General features: G+C 69.9%; 13 protein-coding genes. 8 read left to right on the top strand and 5 right to left on the bottom strand.

Annotated features, from left to right (window positions below; translation table 11 throughout):
- The first annotated feature begins 3 nt into the window (after window positions 1–3).
- From wecB to J2Y69_RS04595, 6 genes are all read left to right on the top strand, one after another.
- On the top strand, window positions 4–1,074 hold the full coding sequence (wecB, locus tag J2Y69_RS04570; RefSeq protein WP_310018028.1) for a non-hydrolyzing UDP-N-acetylglucosamine 2-epimerase: 1,071 nt from the start codon (window positions 4–6) through the stop codon (window positions 1,072–1,074).
- Window positions 1,075–1,123: 49 nt separating this feature from the next.
- Window positions 1,124–2,428 carry a nucleotide sugar dehydrogenase gene (locus J2Y69_RS04575; protein WP_310018030.1) on the top strand — a complete coding sequence of 435 codons (1,305 nt, stop codon included), beginning with the start codon at window positions 1,124–1,126 and terminating at the stop codon, window positions 2,426–2,428.
- A gap of 45 nt (window positions 2,429–2,473) precedes the next feature.
- Window positions 2,474–3,610 carry a UDP-galactopyranose mutase gene (glf, locus tag J2Y69_RS04580; RefSeq protein WP_310018033.1) on the top strand — a complete coding sequence of 379 codons (1,137 nt, stop codon included), beginning with the start codon at window positions 2,474–2,476 and terminating at the stop codon, window positions 3,608–3,610.
- Window positions 3,607–5,631 carry an acyltransferase family protein gene (locus J2Y69_RS04585; RefSeq protein WP_310018035.1) on the top strand — a complete coding sequence of 675 codons (2,025 nt, stop codon included), beginning with the start codon at window positions 3,607–3,609 and terminating at the stop codon, window positions 5,629–5,631. Before glf ends, J2Y69_RS04585 begins: the two co-directional genes overlap by 4 nt.
- Before the next feature lie 88 nt (window positions 5,632–5,719).
- Complete coding sequence (locus J2Y69_RS04590; protein WP_310018038.1) at window positions 5,720–6,511, top strand: ABC transporter permease; 792 nt, start codon at window positions 5,720–5,722, stop codon at window positions 6,509–6,511.
- Window positions 6,511–7,284 carry an ABC transporter ATP-binding protein gene (locus J2Y69_RS04595; protein WP_310018040.1) on the top strand — a complete coding sequence of 258 codons (774 nt, stop codon included), beginning with the start codon at window positions 6,511–6,513 and terminating at the stop codon, window positions 7,282–7,284. Before J2Y69_RS04590 ends, J2Y69_RS04595 begins: the two co-directional genes overlap by 1 nt.
- A 61-nt stretch (window positions 7,285–7,345) precedes the next feature.
- Here J2Y69_RS04595 and J2Y69_RS04600 read toward each other — a convergent pair whose 3' ends face one another.
- Window positions 7,346–8,665 carry an SMP-30/gluconolactonase/LRE family protein gene (locus J2Y69_RS04600; RefSeq protein WP_310018042.1) on the bottom strand — a complete coding sequence of 440 codons (1,320 nt, stop codon included), beginning with the start codon at window positions 8,663–8,665 and terminating at the stop codon, window positions 7,346–7,348.
- A gap of 236 nt (window positions 8,666–8,901) precedes the next feature.
- Between J2Y69_RS04600 and J2Y69_RS04605 the strand changes: the two genes are divergently transcribed.
- A complete protein-coding gene (locus tag J2Y69_RS04605; RefSeq protein WP_310018044.1) occupies window positions 8,902–9,816 on the top strand; it encodes a helix-turn-helix domain-containing protein in 915 nt (304 codons plus the stop codon).
- A gap of 100 nt (window positions 9,817–9,916) precedes the next feature.
- Here the strand turns inward: J2Y69_RS04605 and J2Y69_RS04610 are convergent, their stop codons facing one another.
- Window positions 9,917–11,128 (bottom strand): globin domain-containing protein, encoded by a 1,212-nt coding sequence (locus J2Y69_RS04610; RefSeq protein WP_310018046.1) that lies wholly within the window; start codon window positions 11,126–11,128, stop codon window positions 9,917–9,919.
- Window positions 11,129–11,281: 153 nt separating this feature from the next.
- Here J2Y69_RS04610 and J2Y69_RS04615 point away from each other — a divergent pair, with 153 nt between their 5' ends.
- Complete coding sequence (locus tag J2Y69_RS04615; protein ID WP_310018047.1) at window positions 11,282–11,944, top strand: helix-turn-helix domain-containing protein; 663 nt, start codon at window positions 11,282–11,284, stop codon at window positions 11,942–11,944.
- A gap of 17 nt (window positions 11,945–11,961) precedes the next feature.
- Here J2Y69_RS04615 and J2Y69_RS04620 read toward each other — a convergent pair whose 3' ends face one another.
- From J2Y69_RS04620 to J2Y69_RS04630, 3 genes are read right to left on the bottom strand one after another with little or no spacing between them, the layout of a single operon-like run.
- The gene (locus J2Y69_RS04620) at window positions 11,962–12,600 is read right to left on the bottom strand and encodes a hypothetical protein (RefSeq protein ID WP_310018050.1); all 639 of its coding nucleotides are present in this window, start codon (window positions 12,598–12,600) and stop codon (window positions 11,962–11,964) included.
- 2 nt (window positions 12,601–12,602) lie between these two features.
- Window positions 12,603–13,565 carry a glycosyltransferase family 2 protein gene (locus J2Y69_RS04625; RefSeq protein WP_310018052.1) on the bottom strand — a complete coding sequence of 321 codons (963 nt, stop codon included), beginning with the start codon at window positions 13,563–13,565 and terminating at the stop codon, window positions 12,603–12,605.
- Window positions 13,562–15,526: a glycosyltransferase gene (locus J2Y69_RS04630; protein WP_310018055.1), complete on the bottom strand. Its 1,965-nt coding sequence runs from the start codon at window positions 15,524–15,526 to the stop codon at window positions 13,562–13,564. Before J2Y69_RS04630 ends, J2Y69_RS04625 begins: the two co-directional genes overlap by 4 nt.
- Window positions 15,527–15,574: the final 48 nt, after the last annotated feature.

Below are 15,574 nucleotides of genomic sequence, written 5' to 3' on the forward strand. Positions count from 1 at the left end.
ATCGTGAAGGTACTCAGCGTCGTCGGAGCCCGCCCGCAGTTCGTCAAGCTCGCACCCATCCACCAGGCGATGAGGGAGGCCGGGGCGGAGCACACGATCGTGCACACCGGCCAGCACTACGACCCGATGCTCTCCGACGTGTTCTTCTCCGAGCTCGGCATCGGAGAGCCCGACGTGCACCTCGGGATCGGCAGCGGATCGCACGGCGTTCAGACCGGCGCCATGCTCGCGGCCCTGGACGGCGTGCTCGACGAGCACCGTCCCGACTGGGTCCTGGTGTACGGCGACACCAACTCGACGGTGGCCGCGGCTCTCAGCGCGGTGAAGATGCATCTGCCGGTGGCGCACCTCGAAGCGGGGCTGCGCAGCTTCAACCGCCGCATGCCGGAAGAGCACAACCGGGTGCTGACCGACCACGCCTCCGACCTGCTGCTCGCCCCGACCGAGGTCGCCATGGCGCACCTCGAAAGCGAAGGGCTGGCCGGCCGGTCGGTGCTGGTGGGGGACGTGATGACGGACGTCCTCCTCGCCGAGCGCGACCGCGTGGCAGGCGGCACCGTCCCGCTGCTCGAGACGCTGGGGCTCGAACGGGGCGCCTTCCGTCTCGCGACGATCCATCGCGCGGAGAACACCGACGATCCCGCGCGCCTCGCCGAGATCCTCGACGCCCTTGCCGCCCTCGACGAGCCCGTGCTGCTGCTCGCCCACCCCCGGCTGATCGCGAAGGCGGCCGAGCACGGGCTGGAGGTCACCCGCGGCGCGCTGCGCGCCCACGCGCCGCTGGGCTATGCCGACCTGGTCGCGACCACGCTGTCCAGCGGCGGGGTGATCACCGACTCCGGCGGGCTCCAGAAGGAGGCGTTCCTGCTCCGCGTCCCCTGCACCACGGTCAGGACGGAGACCGAGTGGACCGAGACGATCGACCTCGGCTGGAACGTGCTCGCGCGCACGGGGGCCGAGATCGCCGCGGCGGCCTCCCGTCCGCGGCCGGCCGACACCGACGCCGCGCCCTACGGCGACGGCCACGCCGCCCAGCGGGTGGTCGCGGAGCTGTCGCGCCGACTCGGCTCCTGAGCCGCGCGTGGCCGGGCCGTCGGCCGCCCGGGGATTTAGGATGGAATCCATGCGTATCGCCGTCGTGGCCCTCGGCAAGATCGGGCTCCCCCTCGCCGTCCAGTTCGCCGACTCCGGGCACGATGTCATCGGCGTCGACGTCAGTGCGGAGACCGTCCGCTCCGTGAACGCGGGAGTGCCGCACTTCCCCGGCGAGGCGCACCTGGCCGAGAAGCACGCGGCGGTCGTGGCGGCGGGGCGTCTCAGGGCGACGACCGACTACGCGGAGGCGATCCCCGAGGCCGACGCCGTCGTGGTCGTCGTGCCCCTCGTCGTGGACGAGGAGACGAGCCTCCCGGACTTCACCTGGATGGACGCGGCGACGCGCTCGCTCGCCGCGCACCTCCGGACGGGGACCCTGGTCAGCTACGAGACCACGCTGCCGGTGGGGACCACCAGGGAGCGCTTCGCCCCCATGCTCGCCGAGGGATCGGGCCTCGTCGAGGGACGGGACTTCCATCTGGTCTTCTCGCCGGAGCGGGTGTACTCCGGCCGGATCTTCGCGGACCTGCGCAAGTACCCCAAGCTCATCGGCGCCCTGTCCGAGGAGGGCGGCCGCCGGGCCAGGGCCTTCTACGAGGCCGTGCTGCAGTTCGACGAGCGCGACGACCTCCCCAAGCCCAACGGCGTGTGGGACCTGGGGTCGGCCGAGGCCGCGGAGATGGCGAAGCTCGCGGAGACGACCTATCGCGATGTGAACATCGGACTCGCGAACCAGTTCGCCCTCTACGGCGCGGCGCACGGCATCGACGTGCACGCGGTGATCGCGGCCTGCAACACCCAGCCGTTCAGCCACATCCATCAGCCGGGCATCGCCGTCGGCGGGCACTGCATCCCGGTCTATCCGCGCCTATACCTCTCCACGGACCCCGACGCCGACATCGTGCGCACGGCGCGGGCGGTGAACGCCGCGATGCCCGAGCGCATGGTCGCGCAAGCGGAGGCGCTGTTCGGCTCGCTGGCCGGCCTTCGTGCGGTCGTGCTGGGGGCCGCCTACCGCGGGGGTGTGAAGGAGACCGCGTTCTCCGGCGTGTTCCCCACGGTGGCAGCGCTTCGGGCGCGGGGCGCCGAGGTGTCGGTGCACGACCCCCTGTACACGGACGACGAGCTGCGCGGCCTCGGCCTCGAGCCGTTCACGATGGGCGACACGGCCGACGTCGCCGTGCTGCAGACCGACCACGCCGAGTACCGTGCCCTGGCGCCCGCCGACATCCCCGGGGTCCGGCTCCTGGTCGACGGTCGCGACGCCACCGATCCGCAGCGGTGGACCGGGGTCGCGCGGCTGGTCGTCGGCGCTCCGGCGACCGGCGTCTGAGCGCCGCCTTTCAGAGGCCCGGCCCGCGCACCGTACGATAGAGCCATGGATCTCCTCGTCGTCGGGTCGGGTTTCTTCGGCCTCACCATCGCTGAGCGCGCCGCAGCCGCGGGGCGCAAGGTCACCGTGATCGATCGCCGCCATCATATCGGCGGCAACGCGTACAGCGAGGACGAGCCGACCACGGGCATCGAGGTCCACCGCTACGGTGCGCACCTGTTCCACACCTCCAACCCGACGGTGTGGGAGTACGTGAACCGGTTCACCACGTTCACCGACTACGTCCACCGCGTCTACTCGACGCACAAGGGCGTCGTCTACCCGCTGCCGATCAACCTCGGCACGATCAACCAGTTCTTCCAGGCCGCCTACACGCCGGACGAGGCCCGCGCGCTCATCGCCGGGCAGGCGGGCGAGTTCGACGCGCACGAGGCGAAGAACCTCGAGGAGCGCGGCATCGGCCTCATCGGCCGTCCGCTCTTCGAGGCCTTCATCCGCGACTACACCGCGAAGCAGTGGCAGACGGATGCGCGGGAGCTGCCCGCGTCGATCATCAGCCGGCTGCCGGTGCGGTACACCTACGACAACCGCTACTTCAACGACACGTGGGAAGGGCTGCCGACCGACGGGTACACCGCCTGGCTCGAGCGCATGGCCGACCACCCGAACATCGAGGTCCAGCTCAACGTGGACTTCTTCGACGAGTCGCAGCCGCTGAACAAGAAGGCGACCGTCGGGCAGACCCCGATCATCTACACCGGCCCCGTCGACCGGTACTTCGACTACACCGCCGGGGAGCTCAGCTGGCGCACGATCGACCTCGAGGAGGAGGTCCTCGACATCGGCGACTTCCAGGGCACCTCGGTGATGAACTACCCGGATGCGGATGTGCCGTTCACGCGCATCCACGAGTTCAAGCACTTCCACCCCGAGCGCGCCGACCGCTACCCGAATGACAAGACCGTCATCATGCGCGAGTTCTCGCGCTTCGCCGAGCGCGGCGACGAGCCGTACTACCCCGTGAACACCTCGGCCGACCGCGAGGGGCTCCTCGCCTATCGCGATCTGGCCAAGGGGGAGCAGGACGTGCACTTCGGCGGACGCCTCGGCACGTACCAGTACCTCGACATGCACATGGCGATCGGCTCGGCGTTGTCGATGTGGAACAACCAACTGGCGTGAGCGCGCCCGAAGCCACACCACCCCGGGCGCTCTACCGGCACGACATCGACGGGCTGCGGGCCGTCGCGATCCTGCTGGTCGTCGTCTATCACGTCTGGATCGGGCGTGTGTCCGGCGGCGTCGACGTCTTCCTGATGATCTCGGCGTTCTTCCTGACGCTGTCCTTCGTGCGGCGGATCGAGTCCGGTTCCCCGCTGCGGATCGTCTCGTTCCTCGCCGGGCGGTTCCGTCGGCTGCTGCCCGCGGCGGCCGTCGCGATCGCCCTGACCCTCGGTGCGGGCTGGCTTCTCATGCCGGCGACGGCATGGCCCTCGCTGTGGCGCGAGGGGTGGGCGTCTCTCGGCTACTTCCAGAACTGGGTGCTGGCGGGGGAGGGCGTCGACTACTACGCACGCGACAGCGTCCTGGCCTCGCCGCTCCAGCACTTCTGGTCGTTGTCCGTGCAGGGACAGGTCTTCGTCCTCTGGCCCGTGATCTTCCTGCTCGGCGCGCTCCTGGTCCGGTGGACGCGGCGCTCGGCGACGGTCATCCTCGCCGTGCTCTTCGGCATCCTCTTCGCCGCCTCCCTGGCGTTCTCGATCGTGGAGACGCAGAGCCTGCAGAGCTTCGCGTACTTCGACACGAGGACGCGTCTCTGGGAGTTCGCGGCCGGCTCCCTGGTCGCCCTGATGGTGCCGCACATCCGACTGAACCGGGTGCTGGGCGCGATCCTCGGCTGGGTCGGGCTCGCCGCGATCGTCGCCTGTGGCATGGTGATCGACGTGCGCGGAGGGTTCCCCGGATACCTCGCCCTGTGGCCGGTCATCGCTACGGCGCTGGTGATCCTGTCCGGCGCGCAGGAGACCGCCGGCGGCCCTGCGCGGTTCCTCGCCGCACGGCCGGTGCGGGCGGCGGGGCGCGACGCCTACGCGCTCTACCTCGTGCACTGGCCCGTGCTCATCCTCTGGCTCACCGTGCGCCGGGAGACGCACGCGAGCTTCCTGGACGGGGCGGCGATCATCGCGATCTCCCTCCTCCTTGCCCGGCTGCTGACGATGTTCGTGGAGCGGCCGCTGCGCCTCCCCGCGGGCGAGCGCGGGAGCCTGCCGCGCAACCTCGGCGTGATCGCCGCCTGCGTCGCGCTGGTCGCCGCGGTGTCCGTGCCCTGGCAGGTGAGCGCCAGGGCCCAGGCGCAGGCCTACGCCGAGGCGCACGCCGAGGACTATCTCGGCGCGGGGGCGATCGACGACGGGGATGCGACCAGGGTCGGCGACACCGACGCACCGCTCCTCCCGCAGCCGATCGACCTCGAGGACGAGTGGGTGTCGTTGCCGGACTACTGCTCCGGGCGCCTGGCGCCCGCAGCGTCCTCCCTGCGCGACACCTGCACGCAGACCTCGGGGGCGGATCGTGCGGAGAAGCTGATCGTCGTCATCGGCGACTCCCACGCGGAGCAGATGACGGGGGCGCTGCTGCCGGTGGCCGAGAAGAAGGGGTGGGGCGTGATGTCCCTGCTCCTGGGCGGGTGCTCGCTGGAGTACCGCGCCCCCGGGACGGATGAGAACGGGGAGCCCGTCGAGCCGGACGAATGCGCGCGATGGCAGCAGGACGCGCTCGCCCATGCCCTCGCGATGAGCCCGGACTCGGTGTTCACGATGGTCACCCGCTCCTCGCCGGACAGTGCCGACGAGCGGGTGCTGGAGGGGATCGGGGACGTGGCTGACCTGTTCACGGGCGCGGGGATCCGTGTGTTCGGCATGCGGGACAACCCGCGCTCGGCGAACGACCTCTACACCTGCGCGCTGGAGGAGCTGGACTGCGACCGTCCGCAGGGCGAGGTCCTGCAGGAGGTCAACCCGGCGGAGGCCCTCTCGGACCGGATGACCCTCCTCGACTTCACCCCCTGGCTCTGCCCGGGCGGGATCTGCCGGACGGAGATCGGGAACGTGGCGGTCTATCTCGATGACAACCACCTCACGCACGCATTCACGAAGACGCTCGCCCCGGCGATGCGCTCCCAGCTGGGCGAGTACGCCCAATGAGGGCGGGCGAGGTTCGCGGCACGGCCGTCGACAGCACGGTGATCCGGCCGATCGCCGATAGCCTGGGTGCATCATGTTCGGGGGCTCGATGAGCAGGTCGATTGTCGGCGCACAGGGGAGCTCCCGGCGCTATCTCCACTCGTTGTGGCTTCTTTCGGCGCGCGACCTGAAGGTCCGCTACGCCACCAGCTTCCTCGGCTATCTCTGGTCGATCCTGGACCCGCTCGTGATGAGCGTGATCTACTGGTTCGTCTTCACCCAGGTGTTCCATCGGAACGTGGGGGAGGAGCCGTACATCGTCTTCCTGATCTCGGCCCTGCTGCCCTGGGTGTGGTTCAACTCCTCGATGGGCGATTTCACCCGGGCGTTCCGCAAGGACTCGCGCCTGGTGCGGTCCACGGCGATCCCCCGCACGATCTGGGTGACCCGGATCGTGCTGAGCAAGGGGATCGAGTTCCTCTGCTCGGTGCCCGTCCTCGTGCTGTTCGCGATCGTCGGCGGGGCCGAGCTGAGCTGGGGACTGCTGCTGTTCCCGGTCGCGATGCTCATGCAGATCGTCCTCCTGGTCGGCCTCGGCCTGCTGATCGCCCCGCTCTGCGTCCTCTACTCGGACCTCGAGCGCACGACGGCACTCATCCTGAGGGCGCTCTTCTACGCGTCGCCCGTGATCTACGGGTTCGCCAACCTCCCGCACCCGTTCCAGTTCCTCGGCCTGGTCAACCCGCTCTCGGGGATCTTCACGCTGTACCGCGTCGGGTTCTTCCCCGACCAGTGGCACTGGGAGCCGGTCCTGTCCAGCGCCGGGATCTGCCTCGCTCTGCTCGCGCTCGGCGCCTACGTGTTCCGCCGCCTCGAGTCATCGGTCCTGAAGGAGCTGTGATGGACAGTGCGATCGAGGTCTCCGGACTCGGCGTCCGGTTCCGGAGGGGGAGGCGGGGCCGGCGCAGCATCAAGGACCTCTTCGGCGGCGCCTCGCGACGTGCGCTCCCTGGTGAGTTCTGGGCGCTGCGGGACGTCTCCTTCACGGTGAGGCAGGGCGAGGCGATCGGCGTCGTCGGACGCAACGGTCAGGGCAAGTCGACCCTGCTGAGGCTCGTGGCAGGGGTCCTGCTGCCGGATGAGGGCGAGGTCGCCGTCCACGGCGGCGTCGCGCCCCTCATCGAGATCACCGGCGGGTTCGTTGGCGACCTCACCGTCCGGGAGAACGTGCGGCTGACCGCAGGCCTGCACGGGATGACGAAGGCCGAGATCACCCGCCGGTACGACGGGATCATCGCCTTCGCCGAGCTCGAGGACTTCCAGGACACCCCGTACAAGCACCTCTCGAACGGGATGAAGGTCCGCCTCGCGTTCTCCGTGGTCTCGCAGCTCGATGAGCCGATCCTGCTCGTGGATGAGGTCCTCGCGGTCGGCGACAAGGCGTTCCGGGACAAGTGCTACCGCCGGATCGACGAGCTGCTCGCGGACGACCGCACGCTCTTCTTCGTCTCGCACAACGAACGGGACCTCCGCCGCTTCTGCACGCGAGGCCTCTATCTCGACCGCGGCGCGCTGGTGCTCGACGGCCCGATCGGCGACGTCCTGGACCGCTACAACGCCGACCATTCCGAGTCGCACGAGACGCCCGAGCTGCCAGAGACACCTGAGTCCTGAACGGGAAGAGGGGCTCGATCCGGGCGATGCCGGATCGAGCCCCTCTCGTTTAGGGCCGTGCTCAGACGAAGAGGTTCTTCACCTTCAGGATCTCCCTGCCCGTGCCGCCGCCCGTGTACTGGGTCACGTATGCGTCGTTGGTCCCGGGGATGCGAACGATCTGAGTGACGTAGGTCGCATTGATGCAGGGGAGGAGCGTCCTCACGCCGGTGGCGAGGTTGACGCGGTAGCTTCTCCCGTTCTCGGTGCCGACGTAGGCGTAGCCGTCGTAGACGTTGAAGTAGTTGATGACACCGTCGCCGGGGAAGGTGGTGATGGTGGTCTCGACGCCGTTGGCCGCGATGTGCGTGAGAGTGCCCGTCGCCCAGTGCGCGCCGTAGAAGCCTCCGGCGCCGTCGCTGACGATGTCGACGAGGGACTGGAAGTTCTTCTTGCCCGCGAAGGTGCTGTGCACGCCCGTGGCAAGGTCGATGGCGATGATCTGCCCGACGGCGGCGTCGCGGAAGTCCGTGAGATAGATGGTCGAGCCATCGGGGGAGAACGTCATTCCATAGGGATAGAGCCTTCCGCCGCTGGTGTTGGCGAGGATCCAGGCCCAGTCGATCACCTCGCGGATCGTCGTGCCGTCGGCGGGGTCGATCTGGTAGATCCCGGCGGGCTCGCTGTTGCCACTCCAGCCGTGAGACGCATAGAGCGCGCCGTCGGGGCCGATCTCGACGCCGAGCGAGCCATCGTTCCAGACCCGGGTCCAGGCGACGGTGCCGTCGGGGGTGATCTTCTTGAGGCTGAAGTCGGACTGGGAGTTGTAGTTGTAGCCGGTGACGTAGAGGTTCCCGGCGCCGTCCACGATGGCGTCGCGCTGGCCCGAGAAGGGGCCTGCGAAGACCTCCTGCTGGCAGGGTGCGCAGACGCTGTAGGTCTCGATGTTCGAGACGGCCGTGCGCCCGTCCGGCGTGGTCACCGTGGCCTGGGCCGTGATCGTGGTGGGGGTCACTAGCGTCAGGTTCGACAGCGCGGCGTGGCCGTTCGCGTCGGTGGTGACGACCACCGGGACGGCCGAGCCCGGATACGTCTGCCCGCCGTACTCCACCTTCCCGCCGTCGGCGCTGGTGAAGGTCACCGTCACCGTCGCGCCGCTGACCGGGCCCGTCGCGTCGGTCACGTCCACGGACAGGGCGTCGGTGAGCACGGTGCCCGCCGGGGAGCATCCGCCGCTGCCGGGGATCCCGATCACGACCTTCAGATCACCGGACGCGGATGCGCCGGGCAGTGCGACGGCCGCCGCGATGACCGGGATCGACCACGCGGCGCCCTGGAGCACGGTACGTCGAGCGACCCTACCCACCGGGTGGTTCTCGGTGACGTTGTCTGCTGAGGACATCTGTTCCCCCATGGTTCTCTTCCCCACGTTCTCGTCTCCGCGCATTTCGCGAAGCCTCACCGAGACTGCCGTGTCTTCCCCGCCGAAGATGGCGAAAACCGTGAGATTCGAGCATTTTGCGCCCTCTTTCCGATCATCTCGTGTTCCCTAGGGCGTCCTGACCCCGCCAGTCGGCAGGGTGACGGAAGGCCGATTGTCCGCGCCCGCCCAGGGCCGACCTCCAGGGAGCTTCTTCTTTGTCGTTGTACTCGGCCGAATGGGACGTCCATCTCCAGGGGGCGGAGGCGGTCGCGTGGCTCGAGCGCCGCGGGCTGGCCGTGGGCGAGCGCTCCCGTCCGTTCCACCTCTTCGCGGACGAGGTCGTCTTCGGCGCCTTCGCCCTGCGGCGCGTCTGGTCATCTGCGCTCTTCGCCCGCTCCGAGGCCGATGACGGGCGATCGGAGGAGTTCTCGGCGATGTTCTGCGTCGAGGGCGAGCTCACCGTCCACGAGGACGGGCTTCTCCCGGTGATCGTGGGCCCGGGCTCCCTGCTCGTCCGGCAGCGGAGCCGCAGGGCGACGATCAGGACCGCACGCCCGTCCGCGTTCATCCAGATCGAGTCGGAGCGCGACCGCCTTCTGGGCGGTGTGGAGCTCGACGTGGTGGGCGGGGAGTCCTTCGAGGCGGATCCTGCGGTGGCGGAGTCCTTCGTGTCGCTGGTGACCTCGCTGCTGAACGCCTCCGTCGATCCCACCTCGGTCTCCTTCTCCGCGATCCGGCGGGCCATCGAGGCGATGCTGTCCGCCCTCCTGCTCCAGCGTCGTCATGCGCCCCGCTACGTCGGCGCGTCCTCGGCGGAACGCGAGCTCTTCCTCCGGGCCACCGCGCTCATCGCCGCGCGCGCCGATGACCCCTCGCTCACCCTCGACTCGCTCGCCGAGGCGCTCGCCGTCTCGAAGCCGCATCTCATCCGTGCGTTCCACGGATCGGAGACGACGCCGATCCGGCACCTGAAGACGGTGCGGGCCGCGAACGCCGCGGCGTTGCTGCGCGCCGCGCCGTTCACGCGGATGGACGAGTACGAGGCGGTCGCCCGTCAGACCGGGTTCGCGAACGCCAGGACCATGCGCCGGACCATCAGGCGGGAGCTCGGCCCGGACGGAATCGGTTGACCGGCACCGGCACCACACCGACACCGCACCACACCGACACCGCACCACACCGGCACCGCACCGTGGAGGGCGGTGCCGGTGCGGTGCCGGGTGTCTGCGCTCAGAGGTCGGGGTTCTGCGCCCAGAGGTCGGGTCCGAAGACCTCGTAGTGGATCCGCTCCGCAGGAATCCCCCGGCCAAGGAGCGAGGAGCGCACGGCCTGCATGAAGGGGAGCGGGCCGCACAGGAAGAACAGCGCCTGCGCCGGCAGCTCGACATCGTCGAGCTCCATCCGCCCCGCGCGCGCCGGGTGCAGGGTCGGCGCGCGATGCGCGTCGTCCTGGTACCAATTCTGTGCGCGCGCATCGCGCATCGAGAGCACCTGGCGGCGCAGGGACGCATAGAGCGCGTGGGTGTCGTGCGAGCGGTCGGCGTGGAACAGGCGGATCGTCCGATCGGGCTGACGCCGGGACAGGTCCTCGAGGATCGCGGCCACGGGAGTGATCCCGATCCCGGCCGAGATCAGCACGAGCGGGTCCTGGGAGTCCTCCAGGACCACGTCGCCGGACGGCGCGGAGACGTCGAGCAGCGTGCCGGGTGCCGCATGCTCGTGGATCCAGCCCGAGACCTGGCCGTCGGGGGCGCCGTCGACGCCGCGGACGCGCTTCAGGGTCACCCGGAGCGCGTCGCCGCGCGGTCCGGAGGAGATCGTGTACTGGCGCGCCTGCCGGGTGCCGTCCGCGAGGTCGACCGCGATCGACACGTACTGACCGGCCCGGTGCGCGGGGACGGCGCCGGTGACCGGCGCGAGCAGGAGGGAGACGATGTCCGCGGACTCCTCGACCCGCTCGACCACCCGATACGCGCGCCAGGGGAGCTCGGCCGATACGCCGCCGAGGGTGTAGAGCCGGGCCTCCTCGGCGATCAGCGAGGTGGCGAAGAGCCAGTAGACCTCGTCCCAGGCGGAGCGGACGGCCGGGGTCACGGCATCGCCGAGCACGGTGCCGACGGCCGCGAGGAGGTGGCGCCTGACGATCGTGTAGTCCGCGGCGCCGATCCCGAGGGAGACGTGCTTGTGCGCGATGCGGCGCAGGACCGGGGAGAAGTCGGGCGCCCCGTCGTCGATGAGGTGCACCGCGAACGCGACGATCGACGCCGCGAGAGCTCGGGGCTGCTCGCCGATCGCCTGACTGGCCCGGTTGAAGACGTTCAGGAGCGCGGGGTGCTCTGCGAACATCGCGGGATAGAAGATCCGTGTGATCTCGTCTGCGTGCTGGGCGACGAGCGGGGCCGTGGCGCGGACGACGGTCGCGGAATCCGGTGAGAGCTGCATGATTGCCTTTCCTTCGAAGCACCCGTTGAGGGCTCTCCGAGCGTCCTCGATCGGGGGGATCGATGCAGCGCCTTCCACCGGTTCTATTCCGGGCCCGGCGCCCGCGGCCTCTCTCCCGGCCGCCGTCCCTGGGCGCCGCGTAGAGTGAAGGGCGTGCCTCGAAGAGCCCATGATTTCCGTGCGCTCACCCAGCCGACGCGGATGCGTCTGCTCCATGCGGTCCAGCGGGACCCCGGGCGTCATGCGGATGAGCTCGCGACGGCCATCGACGTGCCGCTGAACACGGTGCGCGATCATCTGCGCGTGCTCGTCGAGGAGGGGTTCGTCCACGCCGAGCCGGAGCACCGCCCGTCACGGGGGCGGCCGCCGCTCGGCTACCACCCGGTCCGCGACGTGACGGCCAGCGCGGAGGCCGCGGCCCGGGTCGACGGCGCGCGTCGGCGCGGCGAGCTCCTCCGTGCGGTCACCGGCGAGCGGTTGGAGGAGACCGACGCCGAGCGTCCGCAGCGGGAACAGCTCGACGTGCTCTACGAGCACTTCGAGGACGCGGGTCTTCAGCCCACCATCGACGAGCGGTCGCTCGTCGTCGATCTCGTGCCGTGCCGCTACTACGACCAGCTGGACGAGGACCGTGCCGTCGTCTGCGCGGTGCACGCGCGTCTGGCGACCGATGTCCTCCGTCAGGCCGGAGGGCCGCTCGCCCTTCGCCGGGTGGAGCCCTTCGTCGCACCCCATCGCTGCCGGCTCACGCTGGGGGCTGCGCCGTCATCGGGGAGTCCGGAGATCTCGGGACTGGCGCCGGCTGATTCCGGCTGACGCCGCGCTGCACCGGGTCAGAGGCCGGCGGCGGCGCGCAGCGCGCTGAGAGCGCCGAGAGCGGTGGACGCCGGCGCGGAGAGGTCGCTCTCCACGGTCGCGGTCGCGGCCGTGCGCAGCGACTGGAGGGTGGCGGTGTACTCGGTGAGCGCCGAGGTCCAGGCGTCGGCGAGCGGGGCGGGCGGCGCGGAGTCCGCCAGCCGCTGGGCGTCACCCTGGAGCGTGTCGATGACCGACAGCGCGCCCTCGTCGTTCTGCGTCGAGACCAGGCTCAGACCGGTCGCTGCATCCGCCAGTCGGGGGGACACCCGCTCCTGGAAGGCAGCGACCTCCGGATCCGCGACGGGCGGCACTGGCGCCGCGGACGGCGCGGTCGTCGGCAGCGGTGTCGCCGCAGGAGGCGTCGGCGGGCCCGTGGTCGGGCTCGCCGTGGGGGTCGTCGACGGCGACGGCGTCCTGCTCGCGGATGCGCTCGGCGACGGGGAGGAGCTCGGGGACGGGGAGGCGGCGTCGCCGCGGGGGAAGAGGAAGAACGCGAGCACGGCGGCTGCCAGGAGAACGACGAGGATCACCGCGACGATCACCGCGACACGACGGCCGCGCCGAGGACGTTCCTCGGGCATGACCCACTGTGCCCGTGGCTGCTGCTCGCTCATCGTCACTCCTCCAGGGGCGCCATCGGCCGCCAGGTGCGGTCTCGTCCGATTCTCCCGCCGTCGCGGAGGCCACGGAAGAGGTTGCTGGTCCCGCGAAGCGTGCGCTCCACGAACAGCAGGCGGATGATCTCCTTCGCGAAGGTCATCGCAGTGCCGAGGCCGAACACGGCCGGGGTGTATACGCCGTGGGTGCGGTAGTACTTCTTGATGTATGCCCGGTTGCGCATGATGTAGTAGCGGTAGGCGTCGCTGGACGCGTTCATGTGCCTGATGCCCATGTCCCACTGCTTGATCTCGCGGGTGCGCCGGAGCACGAACTCGTCGACGACGACGGCGGTGGTCTGGCGCGAGGCCAGCCAGCCGTAGACCTGGTCGTCCCAGTAGATGAAGAAACGGGGATCCGGGAGGCCGATCCGCTGCACGATCGAGCGGTGGATGAACATCCCCTCGAAGCAGCCGCTGTTCATCTCCTTGAATCCGGAGGAGTCGAAGCCCGCCGGCGCGAACGGGATCGGGATGCCCATCCGCTCGGCGATCCGGTACTGCCAGTAGAAGGCGCTGCCGTCGTAGTCGTAGCGGCGACCCTGGATGCTCTTGAAGCGCGGTGTCCATCGGCCCATGCGCGCAAGGCCGTCGGGGAGCACCTCGACGTCGTCGTCCATGAGCCAGATCCACTCGGATCCGAGCTCGTACGCGGTCCGCATGCCCTCGCTGAAGCCCCCGGAGCCGCCGGTGTTCTCCTCCAGCCTGCGGTAGACGAGCTCCGTGCCGACCGTCGCGCGGAGCTCCTCCACCACCTCGGTGGTGTCGTCGGACGACGCGTTGTCGATCACGACGACGCGACCCGGCTTCGGCTCCATCCGCCCGATGCTCTCGAGGAGGCCACGGAGCAGGTGCGAGCGGTTGAAGGTGACGATGACGATCGTCGCGGAGGCGGGATCGAAGGACGCCGCAGGCGGGGTCATTCCTTCTCCTCGAAGATCTCGTCCCACGCCTGCTCGGACACGAGCTCGGGCATCATCTTCCGGTAGGACTCCTGCAGCTCGGGCCAGCGTCGCGCGAGCTGGCGGTGCAGGCTCAGCGACTCGCGCAGCATCTTCCGGAACCGGGCGCGGTCACGCGTGTACACGTTCTTGCCCGAGCCGTCCGCGGCGCTGATCAGTGCGCTGTCGAAGGCGGGGACGCGCCACCAGTCGGCGTCGCCCTTGCCGAACTCGACCTCGGGCTGCGCCACGTTGGCCGGGTCCGGGCGGTGGAGCCAGTGCGAGAGGAGCGTCGTTAGGGTGAACCAGCGCAGCGGGATTCCCGTGGGGTTGCCCGGCTCGTTCCTCGGACGCGGGGCGTACACCCGGCGGCCGAACCGGGAGCGGAGGATGCGATCGGCGTCGCGGTGCACGACGGTCTCGGGGAAGTCCGCAGCCATCGCCCGCGCCTCCGGCATGGCGCGGCGAAGCGTGCGGTGCATGTGCTCCGGGCCCGAGAGGATGTCGCGCAGCGCCTTCGCCCGCAGGGCCGCGGGGTAGTACTGCATCATCATCAGGTGCTTGAGGTCCACGCGGCGGCTGTGCGTGAGGAGACGTCCGCCCCGCGGGGTCTTGGAGTGCAGCAGGCCGGCGACGATGCGGTTGCGGGCGTGGAAGTACGCCTGCCAGTCGATGCTGTCGTCCTTGTTCACCCAGGACATGTGCCAGAGCGCGACACCGGGCATGGAGATGGTCGGGAAGCCGGCCTCTCCCGCCCTGAGGCAGAACTCCGCGTCGTCCCACTTGATGAAGGCGGGGAGGGACAGGCCGACCCTGCGGATCGTCTCGACGGGGATGAGGCACATCCACCAGCCGTTGTAGTCGGCGTCCATGCGCGCATGGAGCAGGCGGGACTGGCGCAGGTTCGTCGCGCCGAAGTCGTGCGGCATGTAGTCCTGGTGGAGGTTCCGCCACATGAAGGGGACCTCGTCCACGACCTCGGCCCACCCGTGCAGCTTCGGCCGGTCGAGGAGGTCGAACATGTGACCGCCGACGAGGGCGGGGTCCGTCGTGTACCGGCCGAAGACGATCGAACGGCGCAGCGACTCCGGCTCGATCTCCACGTCGTCGTCGAGGAGCTGCACGAAGTCGCTCGTGGGTCGGCGCAGGGTCTCCCGCATGGCGCGGGCGAAGCCTCCTGAGCCGCCGAGGTTGGGCTGGCGGATCGTGACGAGCGTCTCGCCGAGCGTCTCGGCGGCCTCCGTGAAGCCGGGCTCGTCCTCGACCAGCTGCGTTCCCTGGTCGACCAGGAAGACGCGGTCCACGAACTCCAGCGCGCCCGGCGCGTCGGCGAGGGCCTGGAGCGTGCGGACGCAGTAGTCGGGCTTGTTGTACGTCGTGATGCCCAGCGAGGCCTTGCCGGTGCGCGCGGGCTCCTGCTCGGTCGTCCAGACGGCGTGCTCCAGGAACGCGGGCTTCTCGTCGGCGACGATGTCGAACCAGATCCAGCCGCCGTCGCTGTACTGCGTGAGCGAGAGCGGGAACGTCGTCGTCGACTCCCCCTCCACCTCGCGGGAGTCGATCCGCTGGCGGACGCCGCCGCCGTTGGAGCGGTAGACGAGGATGGTCGCGGGGCCCGTGGTCTGCACGGTCAGCGAGATCTCGCGGACGCTCGTCCAATGCTGCCAATAGGACGCCGGGAACGCGTTGAAGTAGGTCCCGAAGGAGACGCGTCGACCCGCGACGATCCGCACGCGGGTGCGGCTCAGGATGTTGCCCAGATGGGCGCGGGAGGAGACACGGACCGGCTCCTCCTCGATCGCTGTCCAGGTTTCGGGATCGGCATAGAGCGGCAGGAGGTCAGGATCCCGGTCGAGGGGGAAGACGACGTTCTGCAGGACATGGGGCACGGCGAGGACTCCGGGGTTCGTCGGCGCACGAGGCGTGGGCCGGAAGTAGAGCATACCGGGCTGAGAGGAGGAAGAACTGTGAGCGCGGTCGCCGTCGCCCCC

Origin of the sequence: Microbacterium resistens (genome assembly GCF_031456305.1) — a bacterium.
GTDB lineage: Bacteria > Actinomycetota > Actinomycetes > Actinomycetales > Microbacteriaceae > Microbacterium > Microbacterium resistens_A.